Origin of the sequence: Streptomyces sp. NPDC087787 (assembly GCF_044743035.1) — a bacterium.
Lineage (GTDB): Bacteria > Actinomycetota > Actinomycetes > Streptomycetales > Streptomycetaceae > Streptomyces.
Window position 1 is genome coordinate 49,316 of record NZ_JBIUVQ010000029.1, and the last position, 15,564, is coordinate 64,879.

General features: G+C 68.5%; 16 protein-coding genes. 9 read left to right on the forward strand and 7 right to left on the reverse strand.

The window, feature by feature from the left end:
- The first annotated feature begins 105 nt into the window (after positions 1–105).
- Both ACIOWN_RS32080 and ACIOWN_RS32085 read left to right on the forward strand, forming a co-directional pair.
- A complete protein-coding gene (locus ACIOWN_RS32080; RefSeq protein WP_401984148.1) occupies positions 106–6,429 on the forward strand; it encodes an RHS repeat-associated core domain-containing protein in 6,324 nt (2,107 codons plus the stop codon).
- Between the two features lie 136 nt (positions 6,430–6,565).
- Positions 6,566–6,844 (forward strand): hypothetical protein, encoded by a 279-nt coding sequence (locus tag ACIOWN_RS32085; protein WP_362356408.1) that lies wholly within the window; start codon positions 6,566–6,568, stop codon positions 6,842–6,844.
- A 109-nt stretch (positions 6,845–6,953) separates the two neighbouring features.
- On the opposite strand, the gene ACIOWN_RS32090 is transcribed toward ACIOWN_RS32085, so the two are convergent.
- Positions 6,954–7,226 carry a DUF6300 family protein gene (locus tag ACIOWN_RS32090; protein WP_362356406.1) on the reverse strand — a complete coding sequence of 91 codons (273 nt, stop codon included), beginning with the start codon at positions 7,224–7,226 and terminating at the stop codon, positions 6,954–6,956.
- A 170-nt stretch (positions 7,227–7,396) separates the two neighbouring features.
- On the opposite strand from ACIOWN_RS32090, the gene tpg reads away from it, so the two are divergent.
- The 6 genes from tpg to ACIOWN_RS32120 all read left to right on the forward strand — a co-directional run bounded on the left by tpg (position 7,397) and on the right by ACIOWN_RS32120 (position 10,385).
- Complete coding sequence (gene tpg / locus ACIOWN_RS32095; RefSeq protein WP_362356404.1) at positions 7,397–7,987, forward strand: telomere-protecting terminal protein Tpg; 591 nt, start codon at positions 7,397–7,399, stop codon at positions 7,985–7,987.
- A 104-nt stretch (positions 7,988–8,091) separates the two neighbouring features.
- On the forward strand, positions 8,092–8,577 hold the full coding sequence (locus tag ACIOWN_RS32100) for a hypothetical protein (RefSeq protein WP_362356402.1): 486 nt from the start codon (positions 8,092–8,094) through the stop codon (positions 8,575–8,577).
- Entirely contained in the window at positions 8,535–8,819 is a 285-nt protein-coding gene (locus ACIOWN_RS32105) for a hypothetical protein (RefSeq protein WP_401984151.1), read from the forward strand. Before ACIOWN_RS32100 ends, ACIOWN_RS32105 begins: the two co-directional genes overlap by 43 nt.
- A 164-nt stretch (positions 8,820–8,983) precedes the next feature.
- On the forward strand, positions 8,984–9,379 hold the full coding sequence (locus tag ACIOWN_RS32110; protein WP_362356398.1) for a hypothetical protein: 396 nt from the start codon (positions 8,984–8,986) through the stop codon (positions 9,377–9,379).
- Between the two features lie 522 nt (positions 9,380–9,901).
- Positions 9,902–10,138 carry a hypothetical protein gene (locus ACIOWN_RS32115; RefSeq protein WP_362356396.1) on the forward strand — a complete coding sequence of 79 codons (237 nt, stop codon included), beginning with the start codon at positions 9,902–9,904 and terminating at the stop codon, positions 10,136–10,138.
- Positions 10,116–10,385, forward strand: a complete 270-nt coding sequence (locus tag ACIOWN_RS32120; RefSeq protein WP_401984153.1) for a hypothetical protein — start codon at positions 10,116–10,118, stop codon at positions 10,383–10,385. The genes ACIOWN_RS32115 and ACIOWN_RS32120 overlap by 23 nt, the downstream gene beginning before the upstream one ends.
- 122 nt (positions 10,386–10,507) lie before the next feature.
- Here ACIOWN_RS32120 and ACIOWN_RS32125 read toward each other — a convergent pair whose 3' ends face one another.
- The 4 genes from ACIOWN_RS32125 to ACIOWN_RS32140 all read right to left on the reverse strand — a co-directional run bounded on the left by ACIOWN_RS32125 (position 10,508) and on the right by ACIOWN_RS32140 (position 12,312).
- Positions 10,508–10,888 carry a hypothetical protein gene (locus tag ACIOWN_RS32125; RefSeq protein WP_362356390.1) on the reverse strand — a complete coding sequence of 127 codons (381 nt, stop codon included), beginning with the start codon at positions 10,886–10,888 and terminating at the stop codon, positions 10,508–10,510.
- 37 nt (positions 10,889–10,925) lie between these two features.
- The gene (locus ACIOWN_RS32130) at positions 10,926–11,366 is read right to left on the reverse strand and encodes an ATPase (RefSeq protein ID WP_401984155.1); all 441 of its coding nucleotides are present in this window, start codon (positions 11,364–11,366) and stop codon (positions 10,926–10,928) included.
- Positions 11,367–11,408: 42 nt separating this feature from the next.
- On the reverse strand, positions 11,409–11,756 hold the full coding sequence (locus tag ACIOWN_RS32135; protein WP_362356386.1) for a hypothetical protein: 348 nt from the start codon (positions 11,754–11,756) through the stop codon (positions 11,409–11,411).
- Positions 11,757–11,829: 73 nt separating this feature from the next.
- Positions 11,830–12,312, reverse strand: coding sequence for a hypothetical protein (locus ACIOWN_RS32140; protein WP_362356384.1), 483 nt, complete (start codon positions 12,310–12,312; stop codon positions 11,830–11,832).
- Positions 12,313–12,742: 430 nt separating this feature from the next.
- Here ACIOWN_RS32140 and ACIOWN_RS32145 point away from each other — a divergent pair, with 430 nt between their 5' ends.
- On the forward strand, positions 12,743–13,402 hold the full coding sequence (locus ACIOWN_RS32145; protein WP_401984157.1) for an endonuclease domain-containing protein: 660 nt from the start codon (positions 12,743–12,745) through the stop codon (positions 13,400–13,402).
- A 70-nt stretch (positions 13,403–13,472) separates the two neighbouring features.
- On the opposite strand, the gene ACIOWN_RS32150 is transcribed toward ACIOWN_RS32145, so the two are convergent.
- Both ACIOWN_RS32150 and ACIOWN_RS32155 read right to left on the reverse strand, forming a co-directional pair.
- Positions 13,473–13,868, reverse strand: coding sequence for a hypothetical protein (locus tag ACIOWN_RS32150; protein ID WP_362356380.1), 396 nt, complete (start codon positions 13,866–13,868; stop codon positions 13,473–13,475).
- Entirely contained in the window at positions 13,862–14,479 is a 618-nt protein-coding gene (locus ACIOWN_RS32155; protein WP_362356378.1) for a replication/maintenance protein RepL, read from the reverse strand. The genes ACIOWN_RS32150 and ACIOWN_RS32155 overlap by 7 nt, the downstream gene beginning before the upstream one ends.
- Positions 14,480–15,564: the final 1,085 nt, after the last annotated feature.

Consider the following 15,564-nt stretch of genomic DNA (forward strand, 5'->3'; position numbering starts at 1 on the left):
CTTTACCTCTAACTTGCCACCTTTGCTCTCTTTTTGCTTCGGCTAGCTTCACAACAGCGCCACAGATGTGGCGTGTTCGCGAAATGAAAGGACCGGAGAAACCGGATGATTCGGAACAATGCGTCCCATCGACGCAGACGCCCTTGGTCTGGGGGAAGCACTCGCTGGATAGCGGGAAGTCTGTCCCTGGCTCTTGCCCTCACGCTCCTTGACGGCGCGTACTCCACGGCCCTCGCCACCCCGCAGGCTCCCCAGGAGGCGAAGAGCGCTGCCGCCACGCAGGCCACGGACATCCCGTCGGCGCGTGTCGCCGCACGGCTTTCGGGCAAGCGCGTCGAGGCGCTGTCGGAGCGTACCGAGACCTCGACAACCTGGGTGAACAAGGACGGTTCGCTCACCACCGAACTCGCCGCCGGGCCCGTTCGGTTCACGGACGAGGATACGGGAGAGTGGCGTGAGGTCGACCTGGACCTGGTCCAGGGCGCCGATGGGACCGTAGCACCCAGGGCCCACCCGGGTGGGCTGCGCCTGTCCGGCAAGACGGGCACTCCGGCGAAGTCGCTGAAGGCCGCTCAGCAGACCCCAGCCACCGACCTGGTGACCTTGGGTGAAGGTGATCAGCAGATCACGTTGCAGTGGAAGGGCGGGCTTCCGCAGCCGAAGCTGGACGGTACGCGGGCGGAGTACGCCGATGCCGTACCGGGTGCGGACGTGGTCGTGGAGGCCACCCGGACCGGCTTCGAGCAGTTCGTCGAGCTCAAGCAGCGCCCCGAGACCGGTGACTACTCCTACACGCTGCCGCTGAAGGCCAGGGGCCTGAAGGCGACGCAACTGGCCGACGGCAGTGTGCTGTTCACCGACGGGAAGAACAAGAAGCGGGCTGTCATGCCCGCGCCGGTGATGTGGGACGCCACCGTCGACGAGCGCTCCGGTGAGCACACCCGCAAGGCCAGGGTCGGCCTGAAGGTGGTCCGGAAGGGCGCCTCCGTCGACCTGGTGATCACCCCGGACGCCGAGTTCCTCGCCGACCCGGCCACCAAGTACCCGGTCACCATCGACCCGTCCACCTCCTCGCTCTCCAACGTCTTCGACACCTACGTGCAGCAGGGCGTGACGGTCGACCAGTCGACCGACACCGAGCTGGACTGGGGCAACCCCGGTACCAAGAACGCCGACGGCACTCCGCGCACCGCGCAGACCTTCATCTCCTGGAACACCACGCCGATCCAGGACGCGCTGGTCCTGGACGCGAAGCTGTCGCTGTGGAACTTCCACTCGGGCAACACCGACTGCAAGGCGTACCCGTGGGAGGTGTGGTCCTCTCCCGCAGCCTCCACGTCCAGCCGGTGGACCAACCGCCCGACGATGACGGCCCTGAAGGCGACTTCCACCGAGACCCGTGGCAACTCGTCGTGCACCAGCACCCAGCCCGCGGGCTGGATCAACGCCAATGTGACCACGCTGGCGCAGGAGTGGGCCTCGTCCAAGGCCACCCGCGGCCACATGGGCATCCAGGCCACGAGCGAAGCGGTCGTGGCCCAGTGGAAGCGTGTCAACTCCGCCAACGCGGCCTCCAACCCGCCGAAGCTGGTGGTCAACTACAACTACCGGCCGCGTACCGGCACCAAGCAGGAGGCCGGCCCGCCGTACTTCTCCTACAGCGGCGACTACATGGTGAACACCACCACGCCGACCCTGCGAGACACCTTCGTCGACGCCGACGGCGACAAGGTCAACGGCACCTTCCAGATCTTCGACTCCGCCACCAACACCCAGGTCGGCAACGTCCTGGTGTCCCCCTGGGTGCCGTCCGGGCAGGTCGCCTCGGTGACCGTGCCCTCCGGTGTGCTCGCGGACGGCAAGACGTACAAGTTCCGCACCAGCCCGTACGACGGCACGCACTACAACACCGGCTGGTCGGCCTGGAAGACCTTCACGGTCGACACCAAGGCGCCGTCCGCCCCGACGAAGATCGTCTCCACGGACTACCCGTCGGACAAGTGGGTCAAGGGCGCCGGCCAGGCCGGCACCTTCACCGTCACCCCGCCCGCCGGCGGTGACCACAACTGGCTGGAATGGTCGCTGGACGGTGTCACCTGGACCAAGGTGACCACGAGCGGCTCCAGTGCGAACAAGGCCATCAGTATCGCCCCGCCGAAGGACGGCACCCACACCCTGCAGGTGCGGGCCGTGGACAAGGCCGACAACGCGTCCGAGCCGGCCGAGTACGTCTTCCACGCCGGCCCCGGCGGCTTCGTCCAGCCCGCTGAGGGTGAGCGCACCGCACGCCGTCTGCCGCTGGTCGCCGAAGCCGATGCTGCGAAGTACGACAAGGTGTCGTTCTCCTGGCGCCGCTCGGAGGCGGACGACTGGGTGAAGATCCCGGCCGGTCACGTGACCTCTGGTGGCAGCCCGCTGACCGCGTGGCCGCTGCCTCTCACCAACGGCAAGAACAGCATCCTGGTCTGGAACACCACCGACACCGTCAACCCGGACGGCTCGATCCAGGTCAAGGCCGACTTCACGGGCCCGAACAGCGCCTCCGGGAGCACCCAGCCGCTGTCGGTCGTGGTGGACCGCAACGCCGACGGCGCGGCCGAGGCCGAGGCCGGTCCCGGTTCGCTGAACCTGCTCACTGGCAACTACACCCTGTCGGGCACCGATATCTCGCTGTTCGACATGAAGGTGACCCGCGCCGCGTCCTCGCGCACCCCGCAGGCAGGAGCGGCCCAGGGGGGCCAGGCTGCGATCTTCGGCAAGGAGTGGACGAGCGGAACGGCGGCCCAGACCGTCGAGTCCGACTACTCCGAGCTGGTCAAGACCTCCGCGACCTCGCTCGACGTGGTCAGCGCCGATGGCGAGACGATCTCATTCACTGCGAATGCAGCCAAGACCGGCTGGATTCCCGAGCCAGGAGCCGAGAACCTCACCCTCAAGGGAAGCTTCTCCAGCGGCGACTTCACCCTGTCGGACACCGAGGGCACTGTGACCACGTTCAGCCGCGTGAACTCCTCGGCTGCAGCGTGGACGGTGTCGCGGTCCCTGATCGACGGCCAGGCACACTCGACCACCGAGGTGGTGTCCGAGGCCGTCACGGTGGACGGAAAGGTGCTCGCACGGCCCAAGCGCGTCATCGCCGCCACCAGTGCGGTGAACGTAGGAACCTGCGAGACCGCCCCGGCCACTCGGGGATGCCGCGTCCTGGAGTTTGTCTATGCGACCTCGACTACGGCCACGGCGGGCGCCTTCGGCGATGTGAAGGACCAGGTGGTGGAAATCCGTGCCTGGACCACCTCACCGGGAGCCACGGCTTCGACGGCGACGACCGTGGCGAAGTACGCCTACGACAACTCCGGCCGTCTGCGCGAGACCTGGGATCCCCGGATCTCTCCGGCGCTGAAGACGACGTACGCCTATGACAGTTTGGGACGGGTCACCCAGATGACGCCGCCCGGCCAGCTTGCGTGGACCTTCGTCTACGGCAAGGTCGGCTCCGACCCGGTAGCTGGCGACGGCATGCTACTCAAGGTCTCCCGCCCCACACTCAAGGCCGGATCCGCTGACGAGCTCGACGGCAACACTGCCGAGACCTCCGTCGTATACGGGGTCCCGCTCACCGGCACCAAAGCGCCCCGCGCCATGGGCTCCAGTGATGTGCGGGCATGGGGTCAGCTGGACGCCCCCTCCGATGCCACCGCCATCATCCCCACGGGCTCCATCCCGGCGTCGCACGACGGTGCCGGTTTGACGACAGGTGCCTACGGTCGCGCCATGGTGCACTATCTGAACGCCTCCGGGCGTGAGGTCAATACCCTGGACCCGGCCAAGAACATCACTACCACGGAGTACGACGCGTCCGGCAACGCCGTGCGCGAGCTGTCCGCGGCCAACCGCGCCCTGGCGCTGGGCACCACCGACGCCGACAAGGCCCAGCTGGCCGACCTCGGTATCGCTGCCCTACCCGCCGCCGAGCGCGCCGAACTACTCTCCAACCGCAGCGTCTACAACGCCGACGGCTCCCGCGAGCCAGAGACCCTTGGACCGCTGCACCGCGTCGTACTGGAGAGCGATCTGAAGGACGGCACCACCACGGTGGCCGCCGCGGGTGAGCAGTTGGCCGTCCGTCACCGTACCGTCAGGGAGTACGACAGCGGCCGTCCCACCGACGGCACGGCATCCGTCTCCGACAAGGTCACCAAGAGCACCGAGGGCGGACAGCCGCGCAACTGGCCGACGCTCACGGCTGACGCCCGGGTCACGCAGACCGTCTACGACTGGGTGGTCGGCAAGCCCACCAGTACCATCCAGGACCCCGGTGGTCTGGCCATCACCGAGAAGGCGAGCTACAACAGCGCCGGACTCCAGATCAGCGGGAGCCTGCCCGCGTCCGGCGGGTCCGACGCCGGCACCGTGATCAACGACTACTACACGGGTGATGGCACGGGCGTCTGCGGTGGCCGCCCCGAGTGGGCCGACGAGGTGTGCCGCACCCGCCCGGCGGCGGCGATCAGCGGCGGCGGCTCGAACCCGTCGGAGCTGGTGACCACCACGGTCGAGTACGACCGTTGGGGCGAGACTGCCAAGCTGACGGAAACCGCAAACGGCAGCGCCCGTGTCAAGACGACCGTGTATGACGCCGCTGGCCGCGCGACGACCGTGACGATCACCGGTGGCCTCGGCACGGCCGTCCCGGCTGTCACCACGACGTACGATTCCGCCAGCGGCAAATTTGCCACGATCACTTCCACCAATGGCGGAACGATCAGGAAGGTTTACGACAAGCTCGGCCGACTCATCTCCTACACGGATGCCGACGGTGGCGTGACCACCAGCAAGTACGACGCTCAGGACCGTCCGCTCAGTGCCAGCGACAGCGTGCCGTCCACCACGTCGTACGCCTACGACACCGCGGTCGACCCGCGGGACCTGCTCACCTCGATCACGGACTCGGTGGCCGGTACCTTCTCGGTCAGTTACGGCGCCGACGGTCAGGTGCTGAGCCAGAAGCTGCCCGGTGGCTACACCCTGCGCCAGAGCACCAACCCCGCGGGCATGGCCACGCAGCGCACCTACACCCGGGACAGCGACGGCGAGCTCCTCTTCTCCGAGACCGTGGTGCCCACGGTCCACGGACAGCGGTCGCTCTACACCGGCTCGCTGGGGCAGACCTCAAACCAGAGCTACCGGTATGACAAGGTCGGCCGACTAGTGAAGGCGGAGGACGACACCGTCGACGCCGTCTGCATCACCCGCAGCTACACCTTCGACAAGAACTCCAACCGGAAGACGCGGGCCACCTCGGCCTCACAGCCAGGCCTGGAGTGCACCACCAGTGGTGCTACCACGGTGAGCCACACCTACGACAGCGCCGACCGGCTGGTCGACTCCGGCTACGCCTACGACGCCTTCGGCCGCACCACCGCGGCCCCCGGCACGACGCTGACGTACCACACCAACGACCTGGTCCGCCAGCAGACCGCTGGCAGCCAGCGTCAGACCTGGACCCTCGACTCCCAGTTCCGCTTCCGCGGCTGGACAGTCGAATCCAACTCCTCGGGTACTTGGACACAGACCCAGTCCAAGCTCAACCACTACGGCTCCGACGTGGACATCCCCCGCTGGATCGTGGAGGACACCGCGACCGGGGCACTGACCCGCAACGTCAACGGGTTCGACGGCCAACTGGTCGCCACCACCGCCAAGACCGGGAACACCGTGCTGCAGATGGTGAACCTGCACGGCGACGTGGTGATGCAGCTGCCGCTGACCGCGGGCCAGGCACCCACAGTTCTGAGCACCGACGAGTACGGCAACCGCACCGGCGCCCAGACCGCGGTCCGCTACGGCTGGCACGGCGGCATGCACCGCTCTGGGGAGACCGTCACGGGTCTCACCCTCATGGGCGTGCGCCTGTACAACCCTGCGACCGGTCGCTTCCTGTCCACCGACCCCGTGCTGGGCGGCAGCTGCAACGCGTACGACTACGCCTGCGCCGACCCCGTCAACAACGACGACGTCACGGGCTGTGCCACCTGCCGCGTCCCCAAGCACGCCTGGACCGGCCGGAGTTTCAGCAAGGTCCTGAGTACCACACGGTGGTCGTATAGCAGCTGGCAGAACTACAACTACCACGAGAGGTGGGATATTATCAGCGGCGACATCGGCCAAGTTCCGATAACCGCCTGGAAGCGGCAATACCGATACCGCACGCAGTACATCCTCAAGTGCAAGGTCGTTGCCTATTACGGCTATGGCCGGCAGAAGATCCTGGCCACGCATGAGACGTACTGGCAGTCCTCCTACCGTGACCGCGTCACCCACCGGATCGCGTTCACCACCATCAAGTTCACCCGGACCGGAGGCTGGAGCTCGGCCAGGACGTACAAGAGTTACGTGTCCAGCTATCGCATCCTCTATACGAACGGCTGACGCTCCTTCACTCCTGCAAACGAATAGGGTGGTGCCCCGCGGAGGCGCTCCGCGGGGCACCACCCCTCCCCCTTTTGCACGGGCTTTACGCTCGAACGGAACGCCCCCCTTACTCCCTACAGAGAAACGTCTCATTATGCTGATCGCAATCGCCGTCGTGGGCATCACGATCTTCTGCCTCACGCTCTGGTGCTCACTCACCGTTGCCCGGATGCGGAGCCTTCCCGCGTGGCGCAGATACCTCCCTCTGTCCCTCTTCCTGATCGCGTTCGGTGCCAGCCTCCTGCGCTTCTTCGGCATCGACCAGATAGCCAACGTCATCGCCTCTCCCTTCAACCTCGCGGCCATCGTCCTGTCGCTAAGCGAGATCCGCATCCGACGGAACAGAAACCGAGCCGGGCTTCCCACCGGCTGAACCCGCGCACACGAGCACAAAGGCAGCTGCCTGGCCGGTGTGCAGGAACTGGGTTGTGGGGCAAAAGGCCCGGCCCGCCGCCACGAGGGAAGACGACGGGCCGGTGCTCTCAGAGCTGGTCGGGCGGGACGTCCTGCCAGTACCAGCCGTGGGCGGCCATGCACTCCTTCGTCCACTCCATCAGCAGGTGCGCGCCCTCCTTGGCGCGGCGCTCGTCCTTGCCGCCGTCGTTCGCGAACCACTGGACGAGAAGGCCGGCCGCCGGGCGGTCGACGTCGCCGGTGTCGCAGGCCGGGCACAGCTCCAGATGGATCGGCCGCCCGTGTTCGTCGTGTTCGGCGCCACCCCGCTCATGATGAGATCGCCTCGGCAGCGCGAACACTGCGGCAGATGGTCGGAGAACCTGAGCAGCTCCATGGCCAGCCCCCTTGCTCTGGACGTGGCCCTCCACCCAAGTCCCGCCTGACCTGCGCCGTCAACCCCTTCGACGGGCGAGGGAGACCGTCTATCCGGCGGCCTCTGTCCACAAGCCCGTACAGGTGTGCTGCTCACATGACTGATGACGACGCGCAGCGCGCGGCCCGGGTCCACGCCAAGATCATGGACGGCTTCGCCCGTGCGGAGCGTGCCCTGTTCACCCGGCCCGCGCCGAAATCCGCGCGAGCCCAGATGAAATTCCTTCGCACGCGGAAGAAGGGCTCCACCAGGACGCTGGCCGAGCGCCTGGGCGTCTCCCGCAAGACGGTCGAGCGCTACCTCTCCGGAGCGTCCAGGAAGCCGCAGAAGCGCCTCCAGGCCGCTCTGGCGCAGGAGACCGAAGCAGAGTGGCAACCGCAGGTCAGAGCACAGGCCAGGCAGCGCGCGGCCACTTCCGCAGGGCTGGTCATATCCTGCCGGGCGTACTTCGGGTTCGGCCCTTCCGGCACCTCTGACGCGGGGCGGATGCGGGACCTCACCGTCGCCGTCTCACCCTTCCACGCCGCCGCCATCCTGGCGGCCAAGGAGGAAGGAGCGACGGACAGCGACCTCCATGACGCGGTCGCTGATGCCATCGCGGACGCCTATTTCCGTCAAGGCGGTGGCGTCCGGGCGGGCCTGGAGGTGAAATTCGAAGAGGTGGAGTGGCTCGACATCAAGTTCTAGATACGCGGAATTACACGGCTGCTATAAACCTGTCTACGGCTGCCTCGCCACCGCACGGCAGCCGGATACCCCGTCACTGTTTCCGCGACGATTGGGAGGCTCGCGTGAGCACCCCCGTACCGCGATCCCGCCGACGCCTGCGCCTCCTGGCGGCTCCCGGCCCGGCGGCCGCGCCCCGCCAGCCGGTCGACCAGGCGAAGATCGGCCGCCGCTCGGTCCGCCGGCGCGCCACCGGCATGACCGCCACCGAGGCCGCGGCCGCGCTCGAGGACGCCGAACTGCAGCAGCACATCGACCGCGACCGCGAGGACCTGGCCGACGACGAACGCGGCCCCGCCGAAGTCAGCGAGTGGCGGCGCATCGCGCAGCTGCTCGCCACTACTGGCGGGACGTACGACCCGAAGGCCGACGCCGTCGTCCAGGACGAGCTCGCCGCCGAAGCCGCTGCTGCTGCCGAAGCCGAAGCCGAGCTCCGGGACCTGGAGGTGGGGCACAGGCCGGCCTGCTCGGTACGACCGGGGCGCCCTACCGCGCCGAAGGCCCGCTCGTGCTGTACGAGGCCGAGGACAGCCACGCGCTCGACTACCTGAACGAGTACGGCGAGTTCGTCATGTACCGCCTCCTGGAGGGCCACGGCATGGCCCCGCCGAAGGACCCGGACGCCGTCCCCGCCTCGGTGCGGGCGCACAGCACGCTGCTGCGGGCCATGGCACGGGCCGGGACGCTGGAGGGCTTCGACGCGGGCCACGCGGTGCGCCTGGCGCAGGCCGACCCGGACGCCGTCCACGCGCTCGCCGCCTGGATCGAGACCCGTGGCCGGAGCGACCGGTGAGTGACTGTTTCCGAAGGTACACACTCGCCTATGAGCTGAGCCGTTCAGAAAGTTCAGCTCCGGCTACTGAGAGTGATTTGCCTCTCTTGACAGTTACCCGTATAGGTAAAGGAAAGGTGCATAAAGCCCCAATTCTTGGACTGCAACCTCATCGAGGAGTGGTCATGGTCCACGAAGCTCAAGGCAACTTCCAGCCCGTTCCCCACGCCGACCCGGTCCGCGCCCGTGACTGTGAGGAGTGCCGGGGATGGGGCACCGTGATCAATGCCGAGGGACACCAGCTCTGCCCCACGTGCCAGACGGACGTGGTCCAGGCTGAGCAGGTGGCAGGCTCGCCGCGCAGTCGGGGATCGCCCGCCCCGAAGGCAGAAGGGCTGACTGTCGGCTTCGACCCGAGCGAGTCCCTGGAGCTCGACCGGTGGATCCTGGAGCTGCGGGTTCAGACCGGCATCCGCTGGGACAAGGCCGAAGTGGTGCGTGAACTGCTGCGCATGGCCCGCACGCCTGACAGCATCCTGTGCGACGCTCTGACCGCCCGCGCCCGAAGGGCCGACGCTTGAGCAACCCGCGGCTGCGAGGCGGCACAGAGTCCGTGCCGACTCCCGCACGGACCTTCGCGCAGCCTCCGAAGGGCCCGCCTGCTCTTGCTGTTACTCAGGAAGACCCCCAGCTTCACGGCGTGCTCTTGGCCGTCGACCACGACCGTCTCTACGTGGCTCCCGTCACGCTCACCGAGCGTCACATCTGGAGTGTCACGCACCCTAATCCGGCGCCTGTCACGCTCGCCGCAGACCGCGTGACAACAGCCGCCCAAATACCCGAATTGATCGTGTTCTGAAGCCCGAACACCCCCGGAACCCCCGTCCAGAGCCGTTTTCCCGCGACAGCGTGACAAGCGCGACAGCCCCCTTTCCGGTCATCACACTCCGTCCGGGTCGCGGGTGGTCGAGTCGGCGGTCAAGGTGCTCCCCGCCAGGCACCGCCGCCCGGTGCCGGGTTTCGTCCGTACCGTCCCGGAGCGCCCCGCCCCGGCGCTACCGTGAGGACACACGCCAGCAAAGCAACCCGTCCAGGAGCCCCGGATGAGCCAGCAGCCGGCCCCCGCGCCCGCACCCGACCGCCAGCCCCTCGATGAGAACGCCGCCGCGTCCGTCCGCGCCTACGCGGCCGACCAGCGCGCCCGGGTCGACGTCCTCGCCTCGGTCCTCGAGGACATCGCAGAGCACGGCTACCCGGCCGCGGAGTCCGGCGTGCTGTGGGAGGAAGCCCGCGACGCCCACCTGGAGCGCCTAGCCGGTGAGCAGCCCCGTGTCGCCTGAGCACGGGCCGCGCCGCTCCCAGGTCGTCCTGGTGGAGCCCGCGCTGAGCCAGCTGGCGAAGCTGACCGCGGCCGAGACGCACCGCCTGGACCGCGCGATCGTCGCGATCAGCGTCAACCCCGAGCTGGGCACCCCGGTGCCCGACACCCTGCTGCGCGACTACGCCGACGACATCGACGGGGTCCGGGTGATCTACTACGTGACCGCCCTCCGGCAGATCACGATCGTGGCGTACGTCGAAGCCTGAGCAACACATGCAGCACGGCGAGGCCGGCGGCCGGGCGGCACACGGGTGCTGCTCGTGCAGCAAGGCCGGGCCGCGAACAGCGGAGCCGTGCAGCGACCGGCCGGTCGCCTGCTGCACGGCGGTCAGCTGCTGCCAGTGGCCCACTGCTCCAGCTCGCTCGACTCCTTCTTCAGCAGGGTGTCGCGGCGGGACTGCGCGGTGGCCCGGGTGACGCCCATGGCGCTGGCCAGCGCGCCGTACGAGCCGCCCTGCGCGGCGTGCTGACGCACCGCGGCATCCCGGATACCCTCCAGCCGGTTCATCAGGCCATTGGACATCAGGATGGTGTTCGCGAGGTCCTCGATGCTCGTCCCGCCGGCGCGCAGCTGCGCGAGGCCGTGCAGGACGGCACCGAGCCGCATGGCGAGCTGCCCGACGTCGTCGCCCAGCGCCTGGGCGTCGGCGGCGGACAGCGGGATCGTGAGGTCGGGGACGGGGTCGGTGTGCTCAGGCTCGGTGGTCACCGGGCTCTCCTCCTGGTGGTGCGGGGCGGGGTGGTGCTCAGCGGTCGACGACGTCCTTGTCGAGGTCGCGGTGGTGGACGTCGACGGCCAGGCCGCGCTGTTTGTACCGCTCGGCCAGGTCGGCGACCAGGTACGCGGCGGCGGTCTCGGTGTCGCCGGACAGGACGGCGGCGAGCGCGTCAGCCACCGTCGCAGAACGATGGCGACCGCCCGCGCACCCGAGCGCCACGGTCAGCGGCTCGTCCTGGCGCGGCCCGGCGAGGTAGGCGTCCACGGTGGCGGCGATGGCGTGCACCAGCGACAAGACGCCGTCGGTCGCCATCACCGCCTCGCGCACGGGGGCGTCCCGGGCAGTGAGGTAGCGCAGCTCCGGGCGCAGATGCGGGTCGCGGAACTGGTAGCGCAGGTCGTAGCAGGCGCGGGCGTCCGGCTGCGGGCCGTGCAGGTAGCCGAACGAGGTGATGGCCACAGCGGGCACCGGGGGTCCTCTCAGGGGCGGTGACAGGTGCGGACGGGGTCTCTACAGCCACTCGAAGGCGCGCCGGACGTCGCCCGCGGCCTTGGCGAGGTTGTCGGCGTGCAGCCGCACGTCGAAGTCGTACGGGTCGTCGGTCGCGTCCATGACGCGTTCGAAGGCGGCGTCGAAGACGCGGGCGAACGCCTCGTGGACACCGGCGGCCTTGAGGACCTGGACGATGTCGTCCTGGTCGGCGCCGCCGCGCCGGACCGCGTCGGCGAGCAGGTTGAGCGCGGCGGCCGCGACCGGAGCGAGCACGGCCAGGTCCTCGCCGCCGGTGGTGCCGACGGTCCGCTCGGCCGCCGTCTCCACGCTGCTGATCCGGGCGAGGGCGTTCGACTGCTGCTCCATGAGGACTCCGATCTGGCCGGAGAGCGATGACACTCCGGGGGCCGGCCGCCCGGCGAGCACGGCAGTGGGGCGGTCAGGCGTGCTGGGCGAGGTAGCGGGCGGCGGTGTCCACGAACTGGTCGTGGGCATGCATCGCCGCCTCGCGCGCGATGCCCAGCTCCTCCATCGAGCCGAACGCGCTGTGGATCGCGTAGGTGAGCGTGATCATGTGATCGGCTGCGACCCGGACGACAGGGTCAGTGATCAGGACGCGCATGGTCACGAGCGAGCGGGTGACGACGGGCCGGGTCCCGTGGGTCTCGCTCCGCAGAGCTTCGATCTTCTCGGCGGCGGCGTCTTCGAGGACGGCCTTGCCGCGCCGCCACATCGCGCTGCGGTGATCACTGGCAGCGCAGGCCAGCGCGGTGACGGCCTCCAGGCGGTCCCGCCGGATCGCCTCACCGTGGCTGACGCGGACGCTGCGTTCGGCGGCTCGCTCCTGGAAGCGCCCGGAGACGATCGAGCCGAGCAGCGTGCCGACGATGGCGAGGGTGGCGGTGACGAGGGCGAGTAACACGACGGGTCCTCCCGTAGGTGTATGAGATTCAATACATGTATTGAATCTCATACACCTACGGGAGGGGAAGGGGTGCAGCATGATCCTTTGCGGCGGAACTACCGTTGAACGGAGCGCAACTCGTCATCAGCTCCCCTACGGTGCCGCTATGGCATCCGCCTCGACTTCCCCCCAAGCCGCCGGCGTACAGGCTGACTTCAGTGATCGAGCCTTGTGGGTTCAGGAGATGGCTCACGTCATGACGCCATCGCTTGTTGAGCAGGTCCTTCATGCTCAGCGCGTGGTTGAGCGTCGTCGCTCCGGCCGTTGCCGTGGCAGCTGGAACATCAGTCCAGGCGGCGAAGGACGCCCTTGTAGGTACGGGACTCTTCCGGGCGTGCCCGCCTGTCTCCGGCATCTCAACCCGGAGGAGCTCGGTGCCGTACAGCAGATGCTGGAGGGTGCCCAGAGGCTGATCGACCGATGGCTGCCGCACCTGGCCCCCGCGTGTTGGTTCTGGCCGCTGCCGGCAGCTGTCCGCACGTCGGTGCCGTTCAGCACAGAAGCGAGTCTCTTCACCTGGCAGCGAGACCGTTGTGCGATCTGTGGACGCCGTGGTCGGCGGGGCGGGACATCTTCCGACTCGCTCGTGTTGGACCATGACCATCAGACTGACCAGGCCAGGGGCTTTCTGTGCTACCCGTGCAACAAGCGGGAGAGCCAGCGTGAACCCGGCGACGGGCGCTTCGCCAACTACCGTCGCCGCCCGCCGGCGGTGTTGCTCGGAATGGCCACCCTCTATAGCCACGCGGTACGGCTTCGCCCGCCGCTTCCACAGCAGGAACCAGCTCCGCCTTCCCCGGCCGACCTCTCGAAGTCGCTCGCGAAGATCCGCAGGATGGCTCCGCAGATCGAGCAGCAGCTGCGCACGGCAGCGGCGAACCCCAAGAGCCACAAGTACGTCGGCGAGGACGTGTGGGTGACCTGCCAGGCCCTGGTGCCCGTCTTGCTCGATGCCGTGGAGAAGGCCGACCGCGAACTCCCCCACGTTGATCTGGTTGCCCTCACCCACTGGCTGCAGCAGTTTCCACCTTCACCAACACAGCAGTGAGCGGCGCCACTTCCTCCAACACGGGGGGAGGCGGCGCCGCTGATGTCGTGTCACTCGGCCGGGCGACCGGTCAAGCGCTGCGACGGGTGGGCACGGCGGCCAGATGCCGCTGTGGAGCGGGGAGCGCCGGCGCGGCCAGGTCGCCGGCCTTGATGGCCTCGGTCGCCTCGCGCAGCGCCCCCACCATCTCCTCCTCGCTGGCGTACCCGGCGAAGTAGGGGTGGATGAAGTAGCTGCGGTAGCGGCCCTCGGGCCGCAGGACGACGTGCCGCTCGACCAGCTGGCTCATCGCGATCGACGTGCGGTTCTTGCTGAGCCCCACGCGCGCGCGCAGCTCGGCCTGTGAGGCGTTCACCTCGCCGCCGGGGCGCTGGACCTCCATCATCGCGCTGAGGAGGTCGTAGGCGGCCTTGGGGAGCTCCAGGCGGTGCAGCTGCGCGAACCCGAGGGTGGCTTGGATCAGCATGCTTCCTCCTCCACGTCGTTGTCGCCAAACGCCAGCTGCCGCGTGCGCGGCTCCGGAACCTCCGGCCGCGTGAACTCCGGGAAGCTCTCGTTCGCCGCCTGCTCCAGCGCGAGAACATCTTCCCGCATCTCCGGGAAGTGCTTCCTCAGCGCGGCCCTGGCGTCCTGCCGCAGCTGCTCCAGGGCCTCGCGCTGGAGGTCGCCGTTGCCCTTGAAGCAGATCAGCGGGTTGACCACGATCACCGAGTTCGTCCGGCGCTGGAGCATGTGCCAGCTCTCCAGGCTCCCCAGCGCCCGGGTGACGTTCGCCCGCTCCACCCCGAGGTGCTTGGCGACCTTGATGTGCGTGATCTTCAGGCGGCCCTCGACCTGGCGGCCCATGCAGAACAGCAGGACGGCCGACTGGACGGGCGACATGCCGTACCGGGCGATCAGCACCGCCAGGACGTCCGCGAGGAAGTCGTTGCTGACCATGCTGTAGCCCCCGCGCCCCCACGCGTCGTGGGGCTCGCGGTACTTGTACTCGACGCTCGCCGACTTCACCGGCCGGCCCCGCTCGGGTGGCGTCCGGTCCAGGGCCTTGGCGAAGCTGTCCGCCAGCGGCGACGTCACGGGCTCACCGCGGCTCGCCGACCGCCGGCCTCTGCTGGTGGAGCGACTCGCTTCCCCGGCCACCCTGGCTCCTGCTGCTCGATCTTCTGTGATCCCCGGCACCCTAGCCGAGATTGTCCCCGCCCAAGGGGACCTTTGTCCCCGTCGGCGTGGCCCCCTGGTGTCGACGCCGACACATCGCCTCTCGCGTCCTGGCAGGCGAGTACGCACCTGACCAGCACGAACGCATTTTGTACCTGTTTCCGGGGCCAAATGTGGTGCTCTTGTGTCGGACGGGGCACAAAACCGCAGGTCGATGTGTCAGGCCCAACACATAGCCCCTCGCAAAACCGCAGGTCAGAGCAGGTTTCCGCGCCGGCCCCTTTTATCAATAAGACGCGCACGCGCGCGAGACCGAACCACGGCGCCTCGGCCCGGTCGGCCGACAGCCCCTGACACGGATACCCCGCCACGCGCAGCTCTCATCCCCACCTGCACTCGAACGCCACCCGCAGCAATTCGGCTAACCACCCGCGAACGCACCCACCCACGTATCCCGCCATTTCCGATCCGCCTTTCACCCGCGCCATACTCGCAATTCCAGGCCTTTCGTTCTTCGATATCGCATCCCGTATCCGAAGCATTCCACAGCCCCCTTTCCCCTGGTGAGGAGTGGTGCACCGTCATTCCAGTATCAAGCTAGCTACTATCTTTGAAGCACCCGCGGATCCGCCCCAACCCACCCACCCCGAACTGTGTTCGGCCGGTCGCTCTCCCGACGACTCGTCACCCTCCCTCTCTTTGCTGCTGCTTGTGGCCCGAGCCCTGTGGGTGGGCCGCGCGGAGCGTGGCACACCTGGCCCGCATGGGAGTTGGGGGCGCGCCCGGCGTGGCTGGAGCGCAGCGGAGGCCACGGGTCGGCCGGAGGCCGGCCCCGGCCCGCAACGCGGGCCGGATGCTCTGCGGTTGGCGGTGAGCGCAGAGCGCGTGCCGCCTGGCGGTGAGCGGAGCGAGCCGCATCCGCTCACGCGGAGCGGGAGCGGTCGGGGAGCGCAGCGACCCGGCTCGCTTCTTCGGGCGCAGCCCGAAGGGACCCGCTCCGCGGG

Excerpts from the sequence above, each read along its gene's own strand:
- ACIOWN_RS32080 (WP_401984148.1), top strand. The coding sequence starts at position 106 with ATGATTCGGAACAATGCGTCCCATCGACGCAGACGCCCTTGGTCTGGG.
- ACIOWN_RS32085 (WP_362356408.1), top strand. The coding sequence starts at position 6,566 with ATGCTGATCGCAATCGCCGTCGTGGGCATCACGATCTTCTGCCTCACG.
- tpg (WP_362356404.1), top strand. The coding sequence starts at position 7,397 with ATGACTGATGACGACGCGCAGCGCGCGGCCCGGGTCCACGCCAAGATC.
- ACIOWN_RS32110 (WP_362356398.1), top strand. The coding sequence starts at position 8,984 with ATGGTCCACGAAGCTCAAGGCAACTTCCAGCCCGTTCCCCACGCCGAC.
- ACIOWN_RS32115 (WP_362356396.1), top strand. The coding sequence starts at position 9,902 with ATGAGCCAGCAGCCGGCCCCCGCGCCCGCACCCGACCGCCAGCCCCTC.
- ACIOWN_RS32135 (WP_362356386.1), bottom strand. The coding sequence starts at position 11,756 with ATGGAGCAGCAGTCGAACGCCCTCGCCCGGATCAGCAGCGTGGAGACG.
- ACIOWN_RS32145 (WP_401984157.1), top strand. The coding sequence starts at position 12,743 with ATGCTGGAGGGTGCCCAGAGGCTGATCGACCGATGGCTGCCGCACCTG.
- ACIOWN_RS32150 (WP_362356380.1), bottom strand. The coding sequence starts at position 13,868 with ATGCTGATCCAAGCCACCCTCGGGTTCGCGCAGCTGCACCGCCTGGAG.